22 protein-coding genes and 1 rRNA gene are annotated in these 22,562 nt (G+C 64.8%); 13 read left to right on the top strand and 10 right to left on the bottom strand.

Annotated elements, in window-relative coordinates; translation table 11 throughout:
- Window positions 1-39: 39 nt before the first annotated feature.
- A 5S ribosomal RNA gene (rrf, locus tag AC1TXO_RS17540) occupies window positions 40-155 on the top strand.
- A 58-nt stretch (window positions 156-213) separates the two neighbouring features.
- Here rrf and AC1TXO_RS17535 read toward each other — a convergent pair.
- Window positions 214-1,077, bottom strand: coding sequence for a universal stress protein (locus tag AC1TXO_RS17535; RefSeq protein WP_486402918.1), 864 nt, complete (start codon window positions 1,075-1,077; stop codon window positions 214-216).
- Window positions 1,078-1,230: 153 nt separating this feature from the next.
- On the opposite strand from AC1TXO_RS17535, the gene AC1TXO_RS17530 reads away from it, so the two are divergent.
- Window positions 1,231-1,848 (top strand): MiaE family protein, encoded by a 618-nt coding sequence (locus AC1TXO_RS17530; protein ID WP_486402917.1) that lies wholly within the window; start codon window positions 1,231-1,233, stop codon window positions 1,846-1,848.
- Window positions 1,849-1,881: 33 nt separating this feature from the next.
- Here the strand turns inward: AC1TXO_RS17530 and AC1TXO_RS17525 are convergent, their stop codons facing one another.
- Window positions 1,882-2,202 (bottom strand): ElaB/YgaM/YqjD family protein, encoded by a 321-nt coding sequence (locus AC1TXO_RS17525; protein ID WP_486402916.1) that lies wholly within the window; start codon window positions 2,200-2,202, stop codon window positions 1,882-1,884.
- A 128-nt stretch (window positions 2,203-2,330) separates the two neighbouring features.
- Here AC1TXO_RS17525 and AC1TXO_RS17520 point away from each other — a divergent pair, with 128 nt between their 5' ends.
- The gene (locus AC1TXO_RS17520) at window positions 2,331-2,594 is read left to right on the top strand and encodes a hypothetical protein (protein WP_486402915.1); all 264 of its coding nucleotides are present in this window, start codon (window positions 2,331-2,333) and stop codon (window positions 2,592-2,594) included.
- 19 nt (window positions 2,595-2,613) lie between these two features.
- Here the strand turns inward: AC1TXO_RS17520 and AC1TXO_RS17515 are convergent, their stop codons facing one another.
- Window positions 2,614-3,102, bottom strand: coding sequence for an LEA/WHy family protein (locus AC1TXO_RS17515; protein WP_486402914.1), 489 nt, complete (start codon window positions 3,100-3,102; stop codon window positions 2,614-2,616).
- A gap of 195 nt (window positions 3,103-3,297) precedes the next feature.
- On the opposite strand from AC1TXO_RS17515, the gene AC1TXO_RS17510 reads away from it, so the two are divergent.
- From AC1TXO_RS17510 to AC1TXO_RS17495, 4 genes are all read left to right on the top strand, one after another.
- Complete coding sequence (locus tag AC1TXO_RS17510) at window positions 3,298-3,618, top strand: hypothetical protein (protein WP_486402913.1); 321 nt, start codon at window positions 3,298-3,300, stop codon at window positions 3,616-3,618.
- A gap of 24 nt (window positions 3,619-3,642) precedes the next feature.
- On the top strand, window positions 3,643-4,791 hold the full coding sequence (locus tag AC1TXO_RS17505) for a PQQ-dependent sugar dehydrogenase (RefSeq protein ID WP_486402912.1): 1,149 nt from the start codon (window positions 3,643-3,645) through the stop codon (window positions 4,789-4,791).
- Between the two features lie 73 nt (window positions 4,792-4,864).
- On the top strand, window positions 4,865-5,953 hold the full coding sequence (zapE, locus tag AC1TXO_RS17500; protein ID WP_486402911.1) for a cell division protein ZapE: 1,089 nt from the start codon (window positions 4,865-4,867) through the stop codon (window positions 5,951-5,953).
- Window positions 5,954-5,964: 11 nt separating this feature from the next.
- Window positions 5,965-6,546: a DinB family protein gene (locus tag AC1TXO_RS17495; protein ID WP_486402910.1), complete on the top strand. Its 582-nt coding sequence runs from the start codon at window positions 5,965-5,967 to the stop codon at window positions 6,544-6,546.
- 28 nt (window positions 6,547-6,574) lie between these two features.
- Here AC1TXO_RS17495 and AC1TXO_RS17490 read toward each other — a convergent pair whose 3' ends face one another.
- Together AC1TXO_RS17490 and AC1TXO_RS17485 are read right to left on the bottom strand one after the other, a co-directional pair.
- On the bottom strand, window positions 6,575-7,573 hold the full coding sequence (locus AC1TXO_RS17490) for an alpha/beta fold hydrolase (protein WP_486402909.1): 999 nt from the start codon (window positions 7,571-7,573) through the stop codon (window positions 6,575-6,577).
- Window positions 7,574-7,647: 74 nt separating this feature from the next.
- Complete coding sequence (locus AC1TXO_RS17485; protein ID WP_486402908.1) at window positions 7,648-8,085, bottom strand: YqaA family protein; 438 nt, start codon at window positions 8,083-8,085, stop codon at window positions 7,648-7,650.
- Window positions 8,086-8,322: 237 nt separating this feature from the next.
- Here AC1TXO_RS17485 and AC1TXO_RS17480 point away from each other — a divergent pair, with 237 nt between their 5' ends.
- Both AC1TXO_RS17480 and AC1TXO_RS17475 read left to right on the top strand, forming a co-directional pair.
- Window positions 8,323-8,976 carry a hypothetical protein gene (locus tag AC1TXO_RS17480; protein ID WP_486402907.1) on the top strand — a complete coding sequence of 218 codons (654 nt, stop codon included), beginning with the start codon at window positions 8,323-8,325 and terminating at the stop codon, window positions 8,974-8,976.
- Window positions 8,977-9,130: 154 nt separating this feature from the next.
- The gene (locus tag AC1TXO_RS17475; protein ID WP_486402906.1) at window positions 9,131-10,195 is read left to right on the top strand and encodes an AI-2E family transporter; all 1,065 of its coding nucleotides are present in this window, start codon (window positions 9,131-9,133) and stop codon (window positions 10,193-10,195) included.
- 35 nt (window positions 10,196-10,230) lie between these two features.
- On the opposite strand, the gene AC1TXO_RS17470 is transcribed toward AC1TXO_RS17475, so the two are convergent.
- Window positions 10,231-12,279, bottom strand: a complete 2,049-nt coding sequence (locus tag AC1TXO_RS17470) for a TonB-dependent receptor family protein (protein ID WP_486402905.1) — start codon at window positions 12,277-12,279, stop codon at window positions 10,231-10,233.
- A 134-nt stretch (window positions 12,280-12,413) separates the two neighbouring features.
- On the opposite strand from AC1TXO_RS17470, the gene AC1TXO_RS17465 reads away from it, so the two are divergent.
- Window positions 12,414-13,034, top strand: a complete 621-nt coding sequence (locus AC1TXO_RS17465) for a TetR family transcriptional regulator C-terminal domain-containing protein (RefSeq protein ID WP_486402904.1) — start codon at window positions 12,414-12,416, stop codon at window positions 13,032-13,034.
- A gap of 66 nt (window positions 13,035-13,100) precedes the next feature.
- On the opposite strand, the gene preA is transcribed toward AC1TXO_RS17465, so the two are convergent.
- The 3 genes from preA to hydA all read right to left on the bottom strand — a co-directional run bounded on the left by preA (window position 13,101) and on the right by hydA (window position 17,315).
- Window positions 13,101-14,375 (bottom strand): NAD-dependent dihydropyrimidine dehydrogenase subunit PreA, encoded by a 1,275-nt coding sequence (preA, locus tag AC1TXO_RS17460; protein WP_486402903.1) that lies wholly within the window; start codon window positions 14,373-14,375, stop codon window positions 13,101-13,103.
- A complete protein-coding gene (locus AC1TXO_RS17455; protein ID WP_486402902.1) occupies window positions 14,376-15,743 on the bottom strand; it encodes an NAD(P)-dependent oxidoreductase in 1,368 nt (455 codons plus the stop codon).
- Window positions 15,744-15,875: 132 nt separating this feature from the next.
- Complete coding sequence (hydA, locus tag AC1TXO_RS17450; protein ID WP_486402901.1) at window positions 15,876-17,315, bottom strand: dihydropyrimidinase; 1,440 nt, start codon at window positions 17,313-17,315, stop codon at window positions 15,876-15,878.
- A gap of 393 nt (window positions 17,316-17,708) precedes the next feature.
- Between hydA and AC1TXO_RS17445 the strand changes: the two genes are divergently transcribed.
- From AC1TXO_RS17445 to AC1TXO_RS17435, 3 genes are all read left to right on the top strand, one after another.
- On the top strand, window positions 17,709-19,199 hold the full coding sequence (locus AC1TXO_RS17445) for an NCS1 family nucleobase:cation symporter-1 (protein WP_486402900.1): 1,491 nt from the start codon (window positions 17,709-17,711) through the stop codon (window positions 19,197-19,199).
- Window positions 19,200-19,317: 118 nt separating this feature from the next.
- The gene (locus tag AC1TXO_RS17440; RefSeq protein WP_486402899.1) at window positions 19,318-20,601 is read left to right on the top strand and encodes a Zn-dependent hydrolase; all 1,284 of its coding nucleotides are present in this window, start codon (window positions 19,318-19,320) and stop codon (window positions 20,599-20,601) included.
- A gap of 266 nt (window positions 20,602-20,867) precedes the next feature.
- Complete coding sequence (locus AC1TXO_RS17435) at window positions 20,868-21,884, top strand: transporter (protein WP_486406857.1); 1,017 nt, start codon at window positions 20,868-20,870, stop codon at window positions 21,882-21,884.
- Between the two features lie 18 nt (window positions 21,885-21,902).
- On the opposite strand, the gene sodC is transcribed toward AC1TXO_RS17435, so the two are convergent.
- On the bottom strand, window positions 21,903-22,421 hold the full coding sequence (gene sodC / locus AC1TXO_RS17430) for a superoxide dismutase [Cu-Zn] SodC (protein ID WP_486402898.1): 519 nt from the start codon (window positions 22,419-22,421) through the stop codon (window positions 21,903-21,905).
- Between the last annotated feature and the right edge of the window lie 141 nt (window positions 22,422-22,562).

The raw sequence follows: 22,562 nt of genomic DNA, 5'->3' as shown, positions 1-22,562 counted from the left end.
GGCTGGCGTGTCTGCAAGGACGCACTGGCAACCGAATTTCTTGACGACCATAGAGCATTGGAACCACCTGATCCCATCCCGAACTCAGTAGTGAAACGATGCATCGCCGATGGTAGTGTGGGGTTTCCCCATGTGAGAGTAGGTCATCGTCAAGATTCATTTCGCAAAACCCCTATCTGCGCGAGCAGGTAGGGGTTTTGTCTTTTCCGACTGTCAGCCCTGCGCCAACTCGGCCTGATGCGAGGTTTCCTCCTCGCTCTTGAGTACCAGTACATCCCCCTCGAGCGAGTCGAGTACCACCTCGGCGGTATTGCCGATCAGGGCGCCGGAAATTCCGCTGCGTGCCACAGTGCCAATAATGGTCACTACCGCATCGATCTGCTTTTCGGTATAGGGGATCAGTACATCCGCAGGCCCTTCGGCGACATGCAGGCGCTCCTCGCTGATATCGAACTCAGCCTGGAATGCCGCACATGCTTTCCGGTAGCGCTTCTCGATGGTTTCGCTGAGCTGGTACACCGGGTCGGATGCCGAGAGCATGGGCGAGGGATGGGCGCTGATGACGTGCAGTTCACCCTTGGCCAGGCTGGCGATGTCGTAGCCATGATCGATAATGCTGGCATGCAGCCGGCGATGGTCCTGGTCCTGATTGCCCACATCCACGGCCGCCAGGATCTTGCCGCCGGTCCAGGGCCGTTCGCTCTTGACCATCAATACCGCGCAAGGGCACTGACGCAACAGCTTCCAGTCGCTGGGGGTGAGCAGTGCCTTGCGCAGAGGGTTGTCCGGGCGATGCTCCTTGATCACCAGCTCGCAGCCCTCGGCCTGCTGCACCGCGATGATCGACTCATGCAGGGTGTCGTGCCAGGCTTGCTCATGGGTGACGTTGTCATAGCCGTCATCGTGCAACTGGCTGGCCAGCAGGCTGAGCACGGCGTTGTGCTCGTGCTTCTTGTCGCACATCAGCAGATGCAGGCGTGCACCGGTCACCCCGGCGATCAGCTTGGCCCGGGTCAGGGCGCGGCTGTGGGCGTGCTCGGGGTCGAGTACCACGAGAATGCTGCGAACGGCTTGCATGGGCATGAACTCCCCTGGGAAATGAAGGCCAGTGCCTGACTATAGTCGGCGTGCTGCGTTGCGCCGTTTGACGTGTATCAAGCATAGTCGCTGGTGATCGGCATCGCCCCCGGTATAATCCGCGCTCCTGCGATGTCACCCAGCTGTGAGCTTATGTCCCTGACCCCTGAAATCGACGCCTTCCTTGGTTGCCCTACGCCCGACGCCTGGATCGAAGCGGCGCTCGCCGACCAGGAAACCTTGATGATCGACCACAAGAACTGCGAGTTCAAGGCCGCCAGCACGGCTCTGAGCCTGATTGCCAAGTACAACACCCACCTTGAGCTGATCAACATGATGTCGCGCCTGGCCCGCGAGGAACTGGTGCATCACGAGCAGGTGCTGCGGCTGATGAAGCGGCGGGGCGTGCCGCTGCGCCCGGTTTCCGCCGGTCGCTACGCCTCGGGGTTGCGCCGTGTGGTACGTGCCCATGAACCGGTCAAGCTGGTCGACACGCTGGTGGTAGGCGCCTTCATCGAGGCGCGCAGCTGCGAGCGTTTCGCGGCGCTGGTGCCGCACCTGGACGAAGAACTCGGCACCTTCTATCACGGCCTGCTCAAGAGTGAGGCGCGGCATTACCAGGGCTATCTGAAGTTGGCCCATCAGTATGGTGAAGAAGCCGAGATTGCGCGGGTGGTGGACAAGGTGAGGGAAGTGGAAGCAGAGCTGATCACTTCGCCCGATGTGGAAATGCGCTTCCACAGCGGCATCCCGATGGTCCGACCGGCCTGAGCCAGGCCGGACCCGCAGGATGCGAGGTTCAACTCACTGCCGACGGCCCAGCAACAGCCCCACCACCAGACCGAAACCTGCGGAGATCGCTACGGTCTGCCACGGGTGACCGCCAATGTATTCCTGCGTGGCATCCACCACCGGTTGTGCCTTCTGGCCCAGGCGGCTGGTGGCCTGGCGTGCCTGACGTAGCTTGAGGCCGAGCTGGGCACGCAGGGAGTCGGCTTCCTCGCCGACCAGTGAGGCGCTGTCGTCGAGCAGTTTTTCGGATTCTTCGATCAGCGCCTGCAGCTCACTGAACACCTGGTCCTTGATCTGCTCGGTCTCGGTTGTCGCGGTGGATTTCCTGGCCATGAACACGTCCTCTTGGATGGATTGACTTGTACAGTGGAAAGCGGCGGGCCTTGAAAGTTGCAACGGCATACCGGGGGCGCGTCGCTACGGTGTAAGATAGCGCTCATTTTCACGCGGCAGGAAAGACCATGAGTTTCAATCTGGCCAACAGAGATTTCACCGAGCGTGCGCAGATCGAGGCAGAAAAGGCGCGCCTGTTCCAGCTGTGGCAGAACAACCTGGGCAAGGCCAAGGGCGAAGCGGCCCGCATGATTGCCGAGAAGTCACGGCGCAAGGGCAAGTGGGCCGAGTGGGTGCGGGCCGAACTGGATGGCATGTCGCCCCCCGAGTTCGCCAACATGGTCCGCAGCGAGGTCAACAAGATGATGGCCGCCGCCAGCGCCAACCGCTGACCCGCAGCCAGCCTGAGGTTTACCAGCCCGCACTGCCGGGCTGTGGCAGATCAAGCGTACCCTTGTCGGTGAATCGCACGGTGCCGAACGGCCCGCCGGCAAGCTTGCCGCGCAGCACATAGGGCAGGCCCTGCAACGATTGCGTGCGGCTCAGGCCGTACGCCTGGCGCAGGAAGGAGAACGCAGTGATGCTCACCGGTACCACCACCACTTCCTCGCCATAGCGCCCGATCTGCCCGCGCTGGTCGCTGACCCCCGCAGCCAGTGGTTGATCGTTCACTTCCAGATTCAGCGCGATGCCGTTGTAGTCCACCGCTGTTTCATTGGGGTTCTGCACGCGCAGTTTCACCGCCATGCGCAGCTCCAGCTCTTGTCCAGGCAATGGCTCGATACCGATCACGCTGATGTTCAGGGGATCACGGCCTTGCAGCAGCGCGCAGGCGCCAAGGGTGGTGGCTAGCAGGATGGCCAGGCAGAGGCGGGCGGTGTGGCGCAGGCGTGCAGTCATGTCGGGGCCTTGGCGGTGAAGGGCTCTTGAGTGTGGCAAATACCGCCGAGGGTTGAAACCCTGTGGCGCAATGCTGTCCTGGCTGCAAGGAAACATCACGAATCAACTCCGGCAGGTTTCATGCTTTTGTCGCGAACCTGAAGCGCCTTAGGCTATCCAACGCTTGGGCGCGACTTTTCGTACCGGAGATGATGGATGAAACCTACACTGCCTTTCTTGGCTATCAGCCTGCTGCTGTGCCTGCCGGTTCACGCGGCGCCGGTGCAGATGCCCTTGCTCGCCGCCAGCGACCGTAACAACCCCTACAACAGCCCGATCCAGCGCGCCAACCCCAACAGCCGCCAAGGTAGCGTGCCGTCGACCCCGCCGGTGCGCGGCCCGTCGACCCAGCCTATCCAGCGCCAGCCGAGCCTGGACAATCGCGGCATTGGCAACGGTGACAACCTGCGCCGCCAGCAACAGACCCCGAACCTGGAACCCACCCGGCCACCGCGCGACTCGCAGCGCGCGCCCTGAGCCCTCTACTGGAAGGATCCCTGCATGACGCCACGTACCTGGATGACCACCCTGGCCGCCGCCACGCTGTTTCCGCTTCTGGCGCACGCCGCTGACGAGAAACAATTGCCAAGCGAAGAGGGTCAGTTGACTGTCAGCACGGTCGCCGACGGCCTGAGCAACCCCTGGGCCCTGGCGTTCCTGCCAGGTGGCAAGGACATGATGGTGACCGAGCGCTCGGGCAACCTGCGTGTCGTCAATGCCGAAGGCAAGGTCGGCCCGCCGCTGTCCGGCGTGCCCAAGGTCTGGGCGCAGGGCCAGGGTGGCCTGCTCGATGTGGTGCTGTCACCGGAGTTCGAGAAGGATCGCACCGTCTACCTGTCGTTTGCTGAAGCGGGTGCGGATGGCAAGGCCGGCACGGCGGTCGGTCGCGGCCAGCTGTCCCAGGACCGTGCACGGCTGGAAAACTTCACGGTGATTTTCCGTCAGCAACCCAAGCTGTCGGAGGGCAATCACTTCGGTTCGCGCCTGGTCTTCGACCGCGATGGCTACCTGTTCATCGCCCTGGGCGAGAACAATCAGCGGCCCACCGCCCAGGACCTGGACAAGCTGCAGGGCAAGCTGGTGCGCATCCTGCCCGATGGCGAGGTGCCCAAGGACAATCCTTTCGTCGGGCAGGAAAACGTGCGGCCGGAAATCTGGTCCTACGGCCACCGCAATCAGCAGGGCGCAGCGCTCAACCCCTGGACTGGCAAGCTCTGGACCCACGAGCACGGCCCCCGTGGCGGTGACGAGATCAACATTCCCGAGCCGGGCAAGAACTATGGCTGGCCAATCGCGACCCATGGCATCAACTATTCGCTGATGCCGATTCCCGAGGCCAAGGGCAAGCACGTCGCGGGCATGGAAGACCCGCACCACGTGTGGGAGAAGTCGCCGGGCATCAGCGGCATGGCCTTCTACGACAGCCCGACGTTCAAGGCCTGGGACCACAACCTGTTCATCGGCGCCCTGGCCACCCAGGAGTTGATTCGCCTGCAGCTCGACGGTGACAGGATCGTGCACGAGGAGCGTCTGCTCGGCGAGCTCAAGGCGCGTATTCGCGATGTGCGGGTCGGTCCGGACGGCTACCTGTACGTGCTGACCGATGCCAAGGACGGCGCGCTGTTGAAGATCGGGCTCAGCGAAGGTTGATGCAGGAGGCGGGCAATGGCGCTGCTGGATTATCATGGGGTTTTGCCTGTGATACGCCGCCATGACGCCCGCCATGCTCTACCAGCAGGCCCTGCAACAGCAGGGCTTTGTCCCCGATCCAGCGCAGGCCCGTGCCGTTGCGGCCTTGCAGCGCTGTTTCGAGGCGCTGCAGCAGGACCACACCGCCCTGGGCGTCTACCTCTGGGGGCCGGTCGGGCGTGGCAAGACCTGGCTGATGGATCAGTTCCATCAGTGTCTGCAAGTACCCTCGAGACGCCAGCACTTCCATCACTTCATGGCCTGGGTGCACCAGCGCCTGTTCCAGCTGGGCGGCACAGCCGATCCGTTGCAGGCCCTGGCTCGTGAGCTGGCCGGGGAGATCCGCGTACTCTGTTTCGATGAGCTGTTCGTCAACGATATCGGTGACGCGATCATTCTCGGGCGCCTGTTCCAGGTCCTGTTCGACCAGGGCGTGGTGATCGTCGCCACCTCCAACCAGCCACCCGAACAGCTGTATCTCGATGGCTTCAATCGGGATCGCTTCCTGCCGGCGATCGCCGCCATCGAGCAGCACATGCAGGTGCTCGATGTGGCTGGCGAGCAGGACCACCGCCTGCATCCGGGTGCCGCCCGACAGCGTTACTGGGTTGCGCAGGCGGGGCGAACCAGCGCGCTGGACGACGTCTTCCGGCAATTGAGCGGGGATGATCCGGACACTGATCGCCCGCTGCAGGTCGGCTCGCGCCAGATCCGCGTTGTCCGGCGCAGCGAGCGGGTCATCTGGTGCCGTTTCGCCGACCTGTGCGAACAACCACTGGCGGCCCTGGAGTTCATGGCCCTGTGCGACCGCTTTGCGGCGATCCTGGTCGATGGCGTACCGGAGCTGGGCGGCGAGCAGCGTGCCGGGCGCATCGCGCGCGGCACCGAGGACGCGGCCCGGCGGGTGGAGGCGGGTGAGCGCGAGCTGCCATCGCTGTCGCCGCGCGACGACAGCGTGCGGCGCTTCATCGCGCTGGTCGATGAATGCTACGACCGTCGGGTTGCCTTGTATCTTGAAGCAGAGGTGCCTCTCGAAGCGCTCTACACTCAAGGGTACCTGGCATTCCCGTTCAGGCGGACCCTCAGCCGGCTGCGGGAGATGCAATTGCAACGCTTCGCCTGAAGGAGCCGACCATGGAGCTGCTGTCGCGCCATCTGCTGACCCAGGCCTACAACAACGGCTGGGCCAATCACCGCCTCTACAAGGCCTGCCTGCAACTGAGCCATGACGAGTTCGTCGCGCCGCGTTGCAGTTTCTTTCCCTCGATCAAGGCCACCCTCAACCACCTGCTGACGGTGGACTGGTTCTACCTCGATGCGCTGGAGTGCGAGCAGCGCGGTGAAGCACCGCAGATCGACTGCGAGCGCTTCTTCGAGCCCGAGCAGCCGTTCGCCACCTGCACCGACCTGCATGCGCAACAGGCTCAGGCCGACCAGCGGCTGATTGCCTACTGCCGGCAACTGCGTGACGACCAGCTTGGCCGCTATGTGAGTATCGTGCGTACCGACCGCGTGCAGCGCGAGCAGCGCCTGCGCCTGCTCGCGCACCTGTTCGAGCACCAGATCCATCACCGTGGCCAGGTGCACGCGATGCTCAGCGACACCTCGGTCAGGCCGCCGCAACTGGACGAGTTCTTCTGTGAGGAAGAGGCGCACCTGCGGGCGGATGACCTTGCCGAGCTGGGCTGGAGCGAGGCGCAGGTCTGGGGACCCTGAGCGCTCCTGCATCGGGTGCAGCGGGGGCTTAATGCCCCAGCCAGCCGATCAGAGCCTTGTGGAACTGCTCCGGCTCTTCGATCTGCGGCGCATGCCCCATGCCTTGGAACGTCACCAGTTGCCCCTGTGGAATCAGCTTGGCGACCTGCGGCCCGAGCACTGCGTACTTGCCCAGCCGCGCCTTGACCTCGGGTGGCGCGATGTCGCTGCCGATGGCCGTGGTGTCTTTGTCTCCGATCAGCAGCAGGGTCGGCACCTTCAGGTCCTTGAACTCGTGAACCACCGGCTGGGTGAAGATCATGTCGTAGATCAGCGCCGAGTTCCACGCCACCGCCTCATGCCCAGGCCCTTTGTTCAGCCCCACCAGCATCTGCACCCAACGCTCGTAGTCAGGTTTCCAGCGACCGGCGTAATAGGTGTTGCGCTCGTAGTTGCGCACGCCCTCGGCGTCGAGCTTGAGCTCGCGCTGATACCACTGGTCGACGGTACGGTAGGGCACGCCGAGGGCTTTCCAGTCTTCCAGGCCAATGGGGTTGACCATGGCCAGGCGCTCGACTTGCTGGGGATACATCAGCGCATAGCGCGTGGCGAGCATGCCGCCGGTGGAGTGACCCAGCACGTCGACCTTGTCGATGCCCAGTTGCGTGAGCAATGCATGGGTATTGTCGGCCAGTTGCTGGAAGCTGTACTGGTAGTGCGCGGGCTTGCTTGAAGTGCAGAAACCGACCTGGTCTGCGGCGATCACCCGGTAGCCGGCGTGGGTCAAGGCATCGATGGTGGTCTCCCAGGTGGCTGCGCAGAAATTCTTGCCGTGCATCAGCAGCACGCTGCGGCCGTTGGCCTTGCCTTGGGCCGGGACGTCCATGTAGCCCATCTGCAGGTCCTGGCCCTGGGATTTGAAGTCGAAGTGCTTGAGCGGGTGGGGGTAGGTGAAACCTTCGAGCTGTTTGCCGTAGGTCGGCGACTCGGCGGCGATGGCCGGGGTGCCGGCCAGGCAGGCCATGGCCAGTGCGGTTGCGCGCAGCATCGGGAACTCCGTTCAGGGTCAGGGAGGAAAAGGCGACTGTAGCAGTCAGTTGACCACCTGAAGCGTGAAAGGTGTTACCCGCTGTGAAACCAGCCAAGGGTGATCATCACGACCACCAGGTAGCGCCCGGCCTTGGCCAGGGTGACCAGCAGCATGAAGCGCCACAACGGTTCGCGCATGATACCGGCGATCAGGGTCAGCGGATCGCCGATCACCGGCATCCAGCTCAGCAGCAACGACCACTGGCCCCAGCGCTGGTAGCGTGCCTGCGCGCGCTCGAGCTGGCTGCTGCTGAACGGAAACCAGCGTTTCTGGCGAAAGCGCTCGATTGCCCGCCCCAGCAGCCAGTTGACCAGCGAGCCGAGCACATTGCCCAGGGTCGCCACCAGCAGCAGGGTGAGCCAGGCCGCGGGATCGCGTAGCAGCAGACCGACCAGCACCGCCTCGGACTGCAGCGGCAGCAGGGTGGCAGCGCCGAAGGCGCTGAGAAAAAGGGCCCACAGGCTGAGCATCAGAGTTCGGCGACCTGGTTGTCTTGCTGGTCATCACTGACATCGATCACAGCCTTGGCGCGCGTCCGGATACCAAGGTTGCTGTGGGACGCAGAGCCAGCAGCGTGAAGGTGGGGCGTTTCATCGTGGCTCCGTTGAGGAGGGCAGTCGATCATGTCGAAAGGGAACCGGTTCCTGATACCTGACCCACGCTTGGGCGCCTAGTGTGAGGGCTCCCTAGCCAACGGACAAGCCATCATGGACTTATCTTCGCACGCCTCGCTTTCCCTGTCCGATATAAACCTGGTCTCCATCGGTGCAGGCCTGACGCCAGAGGAGAGCACCGATTTGCTCGACCTGCTGGCGCAGGCCGAGGGTTTCGCCAGCAAGCATATTGACCATCGGGAACTGTGGAAGAGCTGGCTGGACCGCTATCGCAACCGCCTGGAAAAACATGGTTGCGTGCCGATGGGCCGCTTGCCCGGTCAAGCGCAGGTCATCAACAAGTATGAGGATTTCCGCGATCTGCTCAAACCGATTGTCGCAGGCGATGTGCCCAGCCTGCTGGCCAACCAGGTGCTCGACTCGCTGAGCGTCATGCAACGCAGCCGGTTTGCCAGGAAGTTCTTCAGATCGGGATCAGACGAAGGCTGCTCGTCATCCTTCGTCGTCACACCGTGCCAGAAGGACGCTCAGGGCCAGATCTTTTTCGCCGTCTATGCATTCGAACTGCATGGGGACGTGTCGGTGCGCGACTTCGATTTCTGGACCGAGACCACCCGCGAAATGGTGGTCTGGAACATTGGCACCCTGTACCACTTCGACCGCAGACGGTTCGCTGATTTTCGCGAGCCTGTCCGTGATTACCTGCGTAATCAGGCCAAGAGTGCATTCGCCCAGTTCGATCTCTGATCGTCATGAACCAGGCAGTTAGACCATTGCTGGCCGGCGACGGCATCGTCGATGGCCGGGCTGACGATGCGGTCTTTGACCAGGATCAAGCCGCGCTGATGGCACTTTTGCCCCTACGCTGTGCACTAAGGTCCAGGACAACCGAGGAAAGCCCATGAATCAAACCGCTCTACAGAACAGGGCGCTGGCCGTATTGCTGGCGCTGGTCACCATCGCGTTCTTCTGGATCCTGCTGCCGTACTACGGCGCGATCTTCTGGGCCGTGATCCTTGGCATCCTGTTCGCGCCACTGCAGCGCAACCTGCTGCTGCGCTTCAACCGGCGGCGCAACCTGGCCGCCGGTGCGACCCTGGCAACCTGCCTGCTGATCGCGATCCTGCCAGTGATCATCATCAGTGCCCTGCTGGTGCAGGAAGGCGCCACGCTGTACCAGCGCATCGAGAGCGGCCAGCTGGATATCGCCGGCTACATCGAGCGCGGCAAGGACATGCTGCCGCACTTCGCCCAGAACGGCCTGGACCGCATGGGCATGGGCAACCTCGATGGCCTGCGCGACAAGATCACCAAATGGGCGACCCAGGGCAGCCAGTTCCTCGCCAGCCAGGCGTTCAGCTTCGGCCAGGGCACCTTCGACTTCCTGGTGAGCTTCGGCATCATGCTCTACCTGCTGTATTTCTTCCTGCGTGAAGGCCCGGAGCTTGCGCGCAAGGTGCGCCAGGCCGTGCCGCTGCCCGAGCAGCAGAAGCGCCGCCTGCAGTTGAAGTTCAACCGGGTGGTACGGGCCACGGTGAAGGGCAACCTGCTGGTGGCGATCACCCAGGGGGCACTGGGCGGTCTGATCTTCTGGGTGCTGGATATCCCCAGTGCGCTGGTGTGGGCGGTGCTGATGGCGTTCCTGTCGCTGCTGCCTGCGGTCGGCGCTGGGATCGTCTGGGGGCCGGTGGCGGTCTACTTCCTGCTGACCGGTGCCATGTGGCAGGGGATCGTGCTGACCGCGTTCGGCGTGCTGGTGATCGGCCTGGTGGACAACCTGTTGCGGCCGATCCTGGTGGGCAAGGACACGCGCATGCCCGACTACCTGATCCTGGTCTCGACCCTGGGCGGCCTGGCCGTGTTCGGGCTCAATGGTTTCGTGATCGGGCCGTTGATCGCCGCGCTGTTCATTTCCAGCTGGACGATCTTCACCGAGACCACGCCGCAGGTGCAGTTGCCGTCCTGATCTGCTGGCTGTCACCCGCTCCTGCAGGGCGATGGCTAGCGCAAGCTGTAGGACACCCCGGCATACACCGCGAAGCCTTCTCCCGGAGTCGAGCGCGCGGCATCCAGCCCGGCGTCGTCGTACCCTGGTGTCACCGTCGCGGCGTAGCGCTTGTTGGTCAGGTTGCGCAGGTCCAGCCAGGTCTGCCAGTCGCGCTTGGGTGAGTCCCAGCCCAGGCGCGCACCCAGCAGGGCATAGGCGTCGGCGTGGTAGCTGTTGGCGTAGTCGACCTGCACCTTGGAGGCCAACTGCGTGTTCACGCCCGCGTGGAAGCCGCTCGGCCAGTCGTAGCGCAACTCGGCCTGGTAGTAATGCATGGGGATGCCGGGCAGGCGGTTGTCGCCGAAGCGGTCATCGTCGCGGTAGTGGAAGTCGCTGAAGGTGTAGGCCTGGCGCAGCGACAGCCTGCCGCTGTCTGGCTGCTCCCACAGCGTGCTGTCCAGGCCGGCCTCGATGCCCTGGTGCACGGTGGCGCTGGCATTGAACTCCTTGAACGGCTGGCCTGGCACGATCTCTACCGCCAGCAGCTCGTGCCGCACCTGCGAGTAGTACCAGGCCAGGTCCCAGCGGCCGAGCTGCGAGTCGCCGCGAGCGCCCAGCTCCAGGGTGGTCGCGGTCTGGTTCTGCATCTCGATCGGCTGGGTCGCGACCGTCGAACTCCAGATCAGCGACCAGGGGTGCGGCGGTTCGACGGAGCGGCTGAGGTTGCCGTACACCTGGGTCTGCGCATCGATGTCGTAGCGCAGGCCCAGGCGTGGCGCGTAGTCCCAGTCGTGCTGGCTGACCTTGCCACCGCTGGCAGGGTAGCTGACATCACTTTCGCGGCGGGTATAGATCATCGCCAGGCCCGTGGTCAGCCACAGGTTGGGCACCAGTTCCAGGTCGTTGCCCAGGTGCAGCACGGTGTCCGAGCCCTGGTAGCTGAAGTCGCGGCTGCGCGGGCCGAATACGTCGCCGCTGCGGGCGAACTGCGAGGCGCCGCTGTTGGGCAGGTGCTTGGTGGTACGCCAGCCGATGGTGGTCTTGCTCTCGCGGCCGAACAGGGTGTCGCGGCGCAGGTAGTTGAGCGTGCCGCTGACATCGGTGTAGGCCACCTTCAGGCGCATGGGGCCTTCGCGCAGGTCCATCGGGTAGTCGTGGTAGACCAGCCCGGCCTCCAGGCGTGAGTCGTCGTCGAGGAAGAAGGTGGTCTTGTTGCCCACCCAGGTGCTGCCCGGTTGCGGGCGGCTGTCGTCGCGGGCCAGGTAGGCGGGGTTGGCGGCGCGTGGGTGGTGCTTGATCTGGTCCTTGGTCAGTCGCCCGGCCAGGTCGTTCTCGGTTTCCCGATAGCGCAGGTAGAAGCGCGTTTCCAGGTTCGGGTTGAAGCGATAGCCGACATTGGCCGCGACACCCTTGGCACTGCCGCTGCTGTGCTGCTGGTAGCCGTCGTACTCGGCGTCGGTCAGCGCCACGTAGTAGTCCAGGTTGCCCAGCACCTGGCCGGAGCTGATGTGCCGGCGCTGATAGCCGCGGCTGCCGACCTCGTAGCGCAGCTGCAGGGGCGTGGCATCGTGGCCGGTGTGGGTCACGTAGTTGATCGCCCCGCCCAGGGCCAAAGCGCCCTGGTCGAAGCCGTTGGCACCGCGCAGCACCTCGGCGCGGCTCAGCCACAAGGGTTCGAACAGCTCGTAGGGCGTGCCGCCTGGGCCGGTCAGCGGCAGGCCGTCGAACATCGTGTAGACCCCCGAGCCGTGAGCGCCTGGCGCGCGGTTGATGCCCGAGCCACGGATCGACAGCTTGATCCCGTCGTTGCCCGCCGACTGGGCGAACACCCCGGGCTGGTACGCCAGTACGTCCTGGTTGCTGGCCACGCGGCCCTGACCGACGTTCTCCATGTCCACCAGGTTGCTGGCGCCCGGGATCTCGCGCAGCCGTTCGCCGGCGGCCTCCTGCTCGGACTGCTGGCGGTCCTGGATCAGCACCTGCTCGAGTTCGATGCGCTCTGCGGCGTGGGAGGCGGTGCCGGCCAGCAGGGCCAGTAGCGAGAGGGGGAGGTTCGGACGCATGGGCATGGGGTTCCAGATCGGGTGCGGGTGTGTGACGCTGCAACTGTCAGACGAAGCACAGTTGTCGATCTGCAGGGCGCAGCAATGGCCTGTGCGTGTTAGCCTTGAGCGGTTCCTGCCGTTTCGGACGCCTTATGGCCAACCACAAGATCGAAATTCGCCGCCGCAATATCGAGAAGATCCTCCAGGCCGCCGAGCAGGTGTTCGCCGAGCAGGGCTACGGCGTCACCTCCATGGGCGATATCGCCGAACGTGCGCAGTTGCCGCGTTCCAACCTGCATTACTACTTCAGCACCAAGGACGAACTGTACCGCGCGGTCCTGCAGGATCTGCTGGAGGTGTGGAAGCAGGATGCGATGTGTTTCGAGCAGTTCGACGACCCGCGCGTGGTACTGACCAGCTACATCCGCGCCAAGATGGGCCACTCGCGCTCCAGGCCGCTGGGTTCGAAGGTGTGGGCCGAAGAGATTCTTCACGGTGCGCCGCTGCTCGGCGACAGCCTGGGCGATGCGCTGGTGCCCTGGGCGCAGATGAAGCAAGCCAAGATTCGCCGCTGGGTAGAGGAGGGGCGCATCCTGCCGGTCGAGCCTTCGGCGCTGTTGTACATGATCTGGGCTTCGACCCAGCATTACGCCGACTTCGGCTACCAGGTCACCTTGCTCAACGACGGCGAGCCGCTGTCGGACATGGCCTTCGAACGGGCGGTGCAGACCGTCACTGGCGTGATCCTGCGGGGAATCGGGCTGGAGCCTTGAGCTGGACAGGCCTGGCGGGGGGGCCTGTGGAACGGCGAGCCGCCGCTCCACAGGCGGTGGCCTCGATCAGCTCGCTTCACGATAGGGGTTGCGCGGATCCTGGGTCCAGTTCAGGTACGGCTTGCCGGTCTCCTGGGCCACCATGTCGATGCAGTGCTCCACCGGGCAGGTGATCTGGCACAGGTTGCAGCCCACGCATTCTTCCTCGATCACGCTGTAGACGTGCGTGCCGTCGGCCTGCACGGTACTGGCGATCGCCTGGTGCGAGGTGTCTTCGCAGGCGATGTGGCAACGCCCGCAACCGATGCAGGCGTCCTGGTCGATGTGCGCCACCGATTTGTAGTTGATGTCCAGGTACTTCCAGTCGGTGGTGTGCGCCACGGCCTGGCCGCGGAAGGCTTCCAGGTTGCGGTGCCCATGCTGGTCCATCCACCGCGCCAGGCCATCCTTCATGTCCTCGACGATACGGAAACCGTGCAGCATCGCCGCCGTGCACACCTGCACCGCGCCGCTGCCCAGGGCAATGAATTCCGCAGCATCGCGCCAGGTGCCGATACCGCCGATACCGCAGATCGGCAGGCCACGGGTTTCGGGGTCGCGGGCGATCTCGGCGACCATGTTCAGCGCGATCGGCTTGACCGCCGAGCCGCAGTAACCGCCATGGGTGCTCTGGTCGCCGACGATGGGGTGGGCGACCATGCGCTCCAGGTCGACGCTGGTGATCGAATTGATGGTGTTGATCAGCGACACCGCGTCCGCGCCGCCACGGTGCGCAGCGCGGGCCGACTGGCGGATGTCGGTGATGTTCGGCGTGAGCTTGACGATCACCGGCAGCGAGCAGTACGTCTTGCACCAGCGGGTGACCATTTCCACGTACTCCGGCACCTGGCCGACCGCCGCGCCCATGCCGCGCTCGGGCATGCCGTGCGGGCAGCCGAAATTCAGCTCGATACCGTCGGCGCCGGTCGCCTCGACCAGCGGCAGGATGAATTTCCATGACTCCTCGACGCACGGCACCATCAGCGAGACGATCAGTGCGCGGTCCGGCCAGTCCTTCTTCACCTGGGTGATTTCACGCAGGTTGATCTCCAACGAGCGGTCGGTGATCAGCTCGATGTTGTTGATGCCCTGCACCTGGCGGTTGGCGCCGAAGTGCGCGGAGTAGCGCGACGACACGTTGACCGCCGCCGGGTCCTCGCCCAGGGTCTTCCAGACCACGCCCCCCCAGCCGGCCTCGAAGGCACGGACCACGTTGTAGGCCTTGTCGGTCGGCGGCGCGGACGCCAGCCAGAAAGGGTTCGGTGCCTTGATGCCGGCGAATTCGATGGACAGGTCGGCCATTTACGCTGCCTCCACATTGAGCATGAGTTGGGCATGGATGGCTTCGGCGGCCAGCTTGCCATGTTGCACGGCCTGGACGGTGAGGTCCTGGCCCAGGGCGGTGCAGTCGCCTCCGGCATAGACGCCCGGCAGGCTGGTGCGCATCTGCGCGTCGACGCGGATGCGCTCGCCGTCGCGAGCCAGCTGCGCGGCCACCGGGTCCTTCACAGCGGCGTCGTCGAAGCACTGGCCGATGGCCTTGAAGACCGCATCGGCGGCCAGTTCGAAGCACTCACCGGTATCGGTCAGCCGGCCGTCTGCCAGGGTGGTGCGGGCGAAGCGCATGCCGCGTACCCGGCCCTGATCGTCCAGCAGCACGGCATCGGGGCGTGCCCAGGTGTGCAGGCGGACCTGGTTGGCCTTGGCGATGTCCTGCTCGTGCCCGGTGGCGCCCATGTCGGCGACACCGCGGCGATACACCAGGTTGACGTCGCGGGCACCCAGACGGCTCATCTGCACCGCCATGTCGATTGCGGTATTGCCCGCGCCGATCACCAGGCAGCGGTCGGCCAGCGGCAGTTGGCTGAGGTCGTCCGTCTGGCGCAGTTCACGGATGTAGTCGGTGGCGGCCAGCATCCCAGGGGCCTCTTCATCAGGCAGGCCGAGCTGGCGCACGGCGTTCAGGCCCAGGCCCAGGAACACCGCGTGGTACTGGTCGCGCAGCTCGCCGAGGCTGAGGTTGTCGCCCAGGCGCTGGCCATGGCGGATCTCGATGCCGCCGATGCCAAGCAGGAACTCCACCTCACGCTGGGCGTAGTCATCGACCAGCTTGTAGCGGGCGATGCCGTACTCGTTGAGGCCAGCGGCTTTTTCCCGGGCCTCGAATACCACCACGTCATGGCCATGCAGCGCCAGGCGGTGGGCGCAGGACAGCCCCGCAGGGCCGGCGCCGACCACGGCGATGCGCTTGCCGGTGCTGGGCGAGCGCTTGAACGGGTGCTCGCTGAAGCCGGCGTTGTCCAGGGCGTAGCGCTGCAACTGGCCGATCAGCACCGGTGCGCACTCCTGGGCATTGTTGCGCACACAGGCCTGCTGGCAGAGGATCTCGGTGGGGCACACACGCGCGCAACTGCCGCCGAGGATGTTCGCCGACAGAATGCGCTCGGCGGCGCCCTGCAGGTTCTCGTCACTGATGCGGTGGATGAACGAGGGAATGTCGATTTCGCTCGGGCACGCGTTCACGCAGGGGGCGTCGTAGCAGTACAGGCAGCGTGCGCTTTCCACGGCGGCCTGGCGCGCAGTCAGGGGTGGGGCGAGGTCGGTGAAGGCTTCGGCGAGCTGGTCGGCGCCGGCCCTGGGGCGCGGCAAGTGGTTCAGGGTGTCGATCACGGTTGGAGCCTCTCTCTTTTTTATGGGTGCAGGCGGCGGTTACTCGCCCGTCCGTTCTGGGGATGGCAGTCAACAGGTGTCTCTGGATCGTTATCGCCAGGGGGCTCGGCGGCCCCCGTCTGCAGGGTCTGCTCAGCGGCTGACCGGCGTCGGCCGCTGTTGCTCGGCCCGTCGCCCGAGCACCTCGTACACCGAGGGGTAGGCTGGCCTTTCCACGTAGCGCCCTGCGCCCGGTTCGGCGCGCAGGTCGCCATCGGCCCAGAGCAGCCGGCCCTGGCTGATGGTGTGGCTGGGGATGCCGCGCACCGTGCGGCCTTCGAAGATGTTGAAGTCGACTTTCTGGTGATGGGTACTGGCCGAGATCGTGCGCGTACCCTGCGGATCCCACAGCACCAGGTCGGCGTCGGCACCGACGCGGATCGCGCCCTTGCGCGGGAACAGGTTGAAGATCTTGGCGGTGTTGGTCGAGGTGAGGGCCACGAACTCCTGCATCGACAGCCGTCCGCTGTTGACCCCGGCATCCCACAGCACCGCCATGCGGTCCTCGATACCGGCGGTGCCGTTGGGGATGCGGCTGAAGTCGTCGCGGCCCATGGCTTTCTGCTCGGCGCAGAAACAGCAGTGGTCGGTGGCGGTGGTGTGCAGGCTGCCCGACTGCAGGCCGCGCCACAGCGCTTCCTGATGCTCGCGCGGGCGGAACGGCGGGCTCATCACATAACCTGCGGCGGTGGCCCAGTCGGGGTGACGATAGACGCTGTCATCGATCAGCAGGTGGCCGGGCAGCACCTCGCCATACACCGGCTGGCCCTTGGCCCGGGCATAGGTGATCTCGTCCAGTGCTTCCTTGCTCGAGACATGCACCAGGTACAGCGGCGTGCCCAGCGTTTCGGCGATGCGGATGGCGCGGCTGGCGGCTTCGCCTTCGACCTGCGCCGGGCGCGACAGCGGATGCGCCTCGGGGCCGGTGATGCCCTGGGCCAGCAGCTTCTTCTGCAGGTGATACACCAGCTCGCCGTTTTCCGCATGCACGGTGGGCACCGCGCCCAGCTGCAGGCAGCGTTCGAAGCTGGCGACCAGGGTGTCGTCGGCCGCCATGATCGCGTTCTTGTAGGCCATGAAGTGCTTGAAGCTGTTCACACCGTGATGGGCCACCAGCTCGCCCATTTCCTCGGCGACCTGTTCGCTCCACCAGGTGATGGCCACGTGAAAGCCGTAGTCCGAGGCCGACTTCTGCGCCCAGCCGCGCCAGGTATGGAAGGCCTCCAGCAGCGATTGCTGGGGGTTGGGGATGACGAAGTCGATGATCGAGGTAGTGCCGCCGGCAAGGCCTGCGGCAGTGCCGCTGAAGAAGTCCTCGCTGGCCACGGTGCCCATGAACGGCAACTGCATGTGGGTGTGGGGGTCGATGCCGCCGGGCATCAGGTACTGGCCGCTGCCGTCGAGGACCTGGCAGCCGGCGGGGGGCTCGAGGTCTTCGCCGACGGCGCGGATCAGACCGTCGGCACACAGGACATCAGCGCGATAGCTTTCTTCGTGGGTAACCACGGTGGCGCCACGGATCAACAGGGACATGCCGTTTTCCTCGCAGGCTGACCGGTCGTTCGCCGGTTCTTGAAATTGTCATGGCCAGCGGCTGGAGGGTTCATTGTAATCCTGTCAGCGCTGACAAGATTGAAATCTAGATGCAGATCCTGCATTGGGCAAGAAAATAGTCTGAAAATTTATGTGGTTATCAACTAACTGTTTTTAATGGTTTTTTATCATTCTCATAGTGACTTTATCGAAGATCTTCATCCTGCCTTCCTTGACAAGAAGCGAAATTGGTCAAGATTTTTCAAGGCCAGAACAACCGTGTGCAACCTGTCTTCAAGGCGCGAATCACGCCGGACACTGGCGAGCTGGACACTCCGGCCATCGCGTCAGCCCGATGAGCGAATAACTACAAGAAAATCTGGAGAAGGCCCCATGCAACAGAGCAGATCGCAAGTGATCGAGCGGCACGGGCTGTACGAGCTGTCCGAAGGCGCCGACGTGCTCGACAGCCCTCGCTACAACCACGACATCGCACCGACCAAGGTGCACCAGCGCACCTGGAACAAGTGGCACATCACCGCCCTGTGGGTGGGCATGTCCATCTGCGTGCCCACCTACACCCTCGGCGGGGTGCTGACCGCCTATTTCGGCCTGAGCGTCGGCGAGGCGCTGCTGGCGATCCTGCTGGCCAACCTCATCGTGCTGATCCCGCTGACCCTCAACGCCTTTCCCGGCACCAAGTACGGCATCCCGTTCCCGGTGCTGCTGCGCTCCTCGTTCGGCATCATCGGCTCCAACGTGCCATGCCTGATCCGTGCGGTGGTAGCCTGCGGCTGGTTCGGCATCCAGACGCTGTTCGGCGGCCTGGCCATCCACCTGCTGCTCGGGTCGCTGTTCGAGGGCTGGAAGAGCCTGGGCGGCACCGGTGAAGTGATAGGTTTCATGCTGTTCTGGTCGCTGAACCTGTGGGTGGTGCTGCGCGGTGCCGAGTCGATCAAGCTGCTCGAGACCCTGGCGGCGCCATTGCTGGTGGCGGTGGGCCTGGGCCTGTTGCTGTGGGCGCTGCCGCACATGTCGATGAGCGAGTTGCTGGCGCAGCCGCCCAAGCGCCCGGAAGGTGCCAGCGTGGTGGGTTACTTCTGCGCCGGGCTCACCGCCATGGTCGGCTTCTGGGCCACCCTGTCGCTGAACATCCCCGACTTCAGCCGCTATGCCAAAAGCCAGAAGGACCAGGTGCTGGGGCAGATCTTCGGCCTGCCGTTGACCATGTTCCTGTTCGCCGCACTTGGCGTGATCATGACCGCTGCCTCGGCGTCGCTGGTCGGCGAGACGGTGTCCGATCCGGTGACCCTGATCGGCAAGATCCAGAGCCCCGGCTGGGTCGCGGTGGCCATGACCCTGATCGTCCTTGCGACCCTGGCCACCAACACGGCCGCGAACGTCGTCTCGCCCACCAACGACTTCCAGAACATCGCCCCGCGCCTGATCGGACGCAGCCGGGCGGTGTGGCTGACGGGGCTGATCGGGTTGGCACTGATGGGCCACGAACTGTTCAAGAAGCTTGGCTGGATCGTCTCCGACGTCAGCCTGGAGACGGTCTATTCCAACTGGCTGCTGGGTTACTCCAGCCTGCTCGGGCCGATCGCCGGGATCATGGTGGTGGATTACTTCCTGATCCGTCGCCAGCAACTGGACCTGGCCGGGTTGTACCGCGATGACCGGTATCCGGCCTGGAACTGGGCCGGGTTCCTGGCCTTTGCGGTGCCGGTGGCGCTGACCCTCATGTCCATCGGCAACAGCCGCTTCAGCTGGTTCTACGACTACGGCTGGTTCACCGGATCGCTGCTGGGGGCGGGGCTGTACTACGTCCTGGGCCGCGTCGCGGTGCGCGATGCCACGCGGCTGGCCAAGCCGTTGCCGTGAATGTGCGGCGGCCTCATCGCCGGACGCGCCCGTTCCCGCAGCCTTCAAGGTCAGGGGCGGGCGAGGCCGCCGCGACCTGCACTTGAGCAGAACATGCAATCGCCTGAGGAGAATCCCCATGCAACAGATCAAGCAAGTGCTGCACTCCACTGACCGCCACGTCGACAGCGCACGCCTGTGGCAGTCGTTGATGGACCTTGCCCGTCTGGGCGCGACCGCCAAGGGCGGGGTCTGCCGCCTGGCGCTGACCGATCTCGACCGTCAGGCCCGCGACCTGTTCGTGCAGTGGTGCGAGGCCGCTGGCTGCAGTGTCAGCGTCGACGGTGTCGGCAACATCTTCGCCCGCCGTCCGGGGCGCAATCCCGAGTTGCCACCGGTGATGACCGGCAGCCACATCGATACCCAGCCCACCGGTGGCAAGTTCGACGGCTGCTTCGGGGTAATGGCTGGCCTGGAAGTGATCCGCACGCTCAACGATCTCGGTGTCGAGACCGAGGCGCCGCTGGAGGTGGTGGTCTGGACCAACGAAGAAGGCTCGCGCTTTGCGCCGTGCATGATGGGTTCGGGGGTGTTTGCCGGCAAGTTCACCCTCGAACAGACCCTGGCCAAGCGCGATGCCGAGGGCATCAGCGTCGGCGAAGCGCTGCAGGCCATCGGTTACGCCGGCCCGCGCGCGGTGCTGGGGCATCCGGTGGGCGCCTACTTCGAGGCGCATATCGAGCAGGGCCCGATCCTGGAGGATCAGCGCAAGACCATCGGCGTGGTGCTCGGCGCCCTTGGCCAGAAATGGTTCGACCTGAGCCTGCGCGGCGTCGAGGCACACGCCGGGCCAACCCCGATGCACCTGCGCAAGGATGCCCTGGTCGGCGCCGCGGCAGTGGTCGAGGCGGTCAACCGCACGGCGCTCGGACATCAGCCCCACGCCTGCGGCACCGTCGGTTGCCTGCAGGCCTACCCGGGGTCGCGCAACGTGATTCCGGGAGAGGTGCGCATGACCCTGGACTTCCGGCACCTGGAGGGTGAGCGGCTCGATTCGATGATCGCCGAGGTGCGCGGAGTGATCGAAAGCACCTGCGCCAGACATGGGCTGAGCTTCGAGCTGACGCCGACTGCGGATTTCCCGGCACTGTACTTCGACCACGGGTGTGTCGAGGCGGTGCGCGAGTCGGCGCAGAGGCTCGGGTTCGCGCACATGGACATCGTCAGCGGGGCAGGGCATGACGCGATCTTCCTCGCCGAACTGGGCCCTGCGGGGATGATCTTCGTGCCCTGCGAAAACGGCATCAGCCACAACGAGATCGAGAACGCCACGCCGGAGGACCTGGCGGCGGGCTGTGCGGTGCTGCTGCGGGCGATGCTGGCGGCCTCGCAGGCGATTGCCGAAGGTCGACTGGCGGCTTGAACAGGGGCTGGTGATCGCGGGACCAGCCCGCTCCCACAAGTACTGTGTTCGGATTTACGTCGGCATTGCACTCTCGTATCGAGGCAGTTCCACATCCTGCTGTCCCGCGATCACCGGCGAAAGCCGGTGCCCGCCGCCTGGATGAAGATCGTCAGACCGTCACCAGACTGTAATATTTCCTTACCTATCATGGCGCTACCCTCCCTCCGTACCAGGGGCCCGCCTTGCCCAGTCACCATGGCCACATCCCGGACAAGCTCCGCCCCCTGGCTGGCGCCGCCCATGGCGCCCAGGAGACCGAGCTGCATGGCCTGCTGTGCGGGTTCCTGTTCCGCCCCGGCGAACCCGGATGCGAAATCGACGCCAGCCAGGCCTTGGAACACCTGCTCGAGGCGGATGATCAGGGCAGCTTCCTGTGGCTGCACCTGAACCTGGCCCATGCCTCCTGCGAGCGTTGGATGCGCAGCAACCTCGAACTGCCGGACACCTTCTTCGAGACCCTGCGCGAAGGCTCGCGCTCCACGCGCATCGAGCACACCGACGCGGCATTGCTGGCGGTGGTCAACGATGTGGTGTTCAGTTTCGGACGGGTGTCATCGGAGGTGTCGACGTTGTGGGCCTGTGCCCGACGCCGCTTGCTGGTCAGTGCACGCCTGCAGCCGCTGCAGTCGGTGGACACCCTGCGCTCGTCGGTCAAGCGCGGCGAGCGCTTCGACTCGACGGTCGAGTTGCTGATTCACCTGCTCGGTGACCAGGGCGACCTGCTGACCCAGGTGGTGCGCGAAACCACGCTGCATGTGGACCGCATCGAAGATCAGCTGCTGTCCCAGCGCCTGGGCGTCAACCGCGCCGAACTCAGCACCCTGCGTCGTGCGCTGGTGCGTCTGCAGCGCCTGCTGGCCCTGGAGCCCGGTTCGCTGCTGCGCCTGCTCAACCGCCCGCCAGACTGGCTGCGCGAGCAGGACATGCGTCAGCTTCGCGCCGCCACCGAAGAGTTTGCGGTGATCATCAACGACCTCACCGCGCTGGTCGAACGGATCAAGCTGTTGCAGGAAGAGATCGCCGCCAAGCTCACCGAGGACAACAACCGCACCCTGTTCACCCTGACCGTGGTCACGGTGCTGGCGCTGCCGATCAACATCATCGCCGGTTTCTTCGGCATGAACGTTGGCGGCGTTCCGCTGGCTGACGACCCCAACGGCTTCTGGGTGCTGGTCGCGCTGGTCGTTACCTTCACCTTGCTGGCCGGGCGCTGGGCGTTTCGCAAACGCGGCGATTACTGACGCCCGGCCGCGGCAGGCTCAGATCACGCCGCAGGCCATGCGGTCGCCGCCACCGCCCAGCGGCATGGGCATGTCGGCGTGGTTGTCGCCACCGGCATGCACCATCAGGGCGTGGCCCTTGATCTCGGAAATCTTCTTCAGCCGTGGTGCCAGCACCGGGTAGCTGGCGGTGCCGTCGGCATTCACGTAGATCGCCGGCAGGTCACCCAGGTGGCCGTCGCCGTAGGGGCCCAGGTGCTTGCCGGTCTTGGCCGGATCGAAGTGCCCACCGGCGGCCAGCGCCGCGACCGGCTTGCCGTCCTTCATGGCTGGTTCGCAGCTGCCGTTCTCGTGCACATGGAAACCGTGCACGCCGACCGGCAGGCCGCTCAGCTTGGGCGTGAAGACCAGGCCATAGGCCGTTTCGCTGATGTTGACCTGGCCGATGGGCTTGGCGCTGCCATCGGCGCCTACCAGGTTGACCGGCACATCCAGGGTGGCGGCCTGCGCGCCGATGGACAGTGTGCCAAGCAGGGCGAGCCAGAGCTGACGTTTCATGTTTGCCTCTTCAATTCAAGATGGGGGAAAGCGTCGCGGCGGGAACCTGAAAGTTGTTCCGACACGCTCGAGAATAGAAAGGCGGGGCAGGGGTGTCCAACTAAAATTGATAATCGGAAAAATATGAAAAGCTATGGAATA

The sequence above is a fragment of the Pseudomonas sp. FA117 genome (assembly GCF_057370475.1).
Note: the sequence above shows the minus strand (reverse complement) of the source record. Positions and strands in the feature narration are given on the sequence as shown.

Excerpts from the sequence above, each read along its gene's own strand:
- AC1TXO_RS17515 (WP_486402914.1), bottom strand. The coding sequence starts at position 3,102 with ATGACTGCACGCCTGCGCCACACCGCCCGCCTCTGCCTGGCCATCCTG.
- preA (WP_486402903.1), bottom strand. The coding sequence starts at position 14,375 with ATGGCCGACCTGTCCATCGAATTCGCCGGCATCAAGGCACCGAACCCT.
- AC1TXO_RS17475 (WP_486402906.1), top strand. The coding sequence starts at position 9,131 with ATGAATCAAACCGCTCTACAGAACAGGGCGCTGGCCGTATTGCTGGCG.
- AC1TXO_RS17465 (WP_486402904.1), top strand. The coding sequence starts at position 12,414 with ATGGCCAACCACAAGATCGAAATTCGCCGCCGCAATATCGAGAAGATC.
- AC1TXO_RS17495 (WP_486402910.1), top strand. The coding sequence starts at position 5,965 with ATGGAGCTGCTGTCGCGCCATCTGCTGACCCAGGCCTACAACAACGGC.
- AC1TXO_RS17480 (WP_486402907.1), top strand. The coding sequence starts at position 8,323 with ATGGACTTATCTTCGCACGCCTCGCTTTCCCTGTCCGATATAAACCTG.
- AC1TXO_RS17510 (WP_486402913.1), top strand. The coding sequence starts at position 3,298 with ATGAAACCTACACTGCCTTTCTTGGCTATCAGCCTGCTGCTGTGCCTG.
- AC1TXO_RS17525 (WP_486402916.1), bottom strand. The coding sequence starts at position 2,202 with ATGGCCAGGAAATCCACCGCGACAACCGAGACCGAGCAGATCAAGGAC.
- AC1TXO_RS17440 (WP_486402899.1), top strand. The coding sequence starts at position 19,318 with ATGCAACAGATCAAGCAAGTGCTGCACTCCACTGACCGCCACGTCGAC.
- AC1TXO_RS17445 (WP_486402900.1), top strand. The coding sequence starts at position 17,709 with ATGCAACAGAGCAGATCGCAAGTGATCGAGCGGCACGGGCTGTACGAG.
- zapE (WP_486402911.1), top strand. The coding sequence starts at position 4,865 with ATGCTCTACCAGCAGGCCCTGCAACAGCAGGGCTTTGTCCCCGATCCA.
- AC1TXO_RS17520 (WP_486402915.1), top strand. The coding sequence starts at position 2,331 with ATGAGTTTCAATCTGGCCAACAGAGATTTCACCGAGCGTGCGCAGATC.
- AC1TXO_RS17490 (WP_486402909.1), bottom strand. The coding sequence starts at position 7,573 with ATGCTGCGCGCAACCGCACTGGCCATGGCCTGCCTGGCCGGCACCCCG.
- AC1TXO_RS17470 (WP_486402905.1), bottom strand. The coding sequence starts at position 12,279 with ATGCGTCCGAACCTCCCCCTCTCGCTACTGGCCCTGCTGGCCGGCACC.
- AC1TXO_RS17535 (WP_486402918.1), bottom strand. The coding sequence starts at position 1,077 with ATGCAAGCCGTTCGCAGCATTCTCGTGGTACTCGACCCCGAGCACGCC.
- AC1TXO_RS17505 (WP_486402912.1), top strand. The coding sequence starts at position 3,643 with ATGACGCCACGTACCTGGATGACCACCCTGGCCGCCGCCACGCTGTTT.
- hydA (WP_486402901.1), bottom strand. The coding sequence starts at position 17,315 with ATGTCCCTGTTGATCCGTGGCGCCACCGTGGTTACCCACGAAGAAAGC.
- AC1TXO_RS17530 (WP_486402917.1), top strand. The coding sequence starts at position 1,231 with ATGTCCCTGACCCCTGAAATCGACGCCTTCCTTGGTTGCCCTACGCCC.
- sodC (WP_486402898.1), bottom strand. The coding sequence starts at position 22,421 with ATGAAACGTCAGCTCTGGCTCGCCCTGCTTGGCACACTGTCCATCGGC.
- AC1TXO_RS17485 (WP_486402908.1), bottom strand. The coding sequence starts at position 8,085 with ATGCTCAGCCTGTGGGCCCTTTTTCTCAGCGCCTTCGGCGCTGCCACC.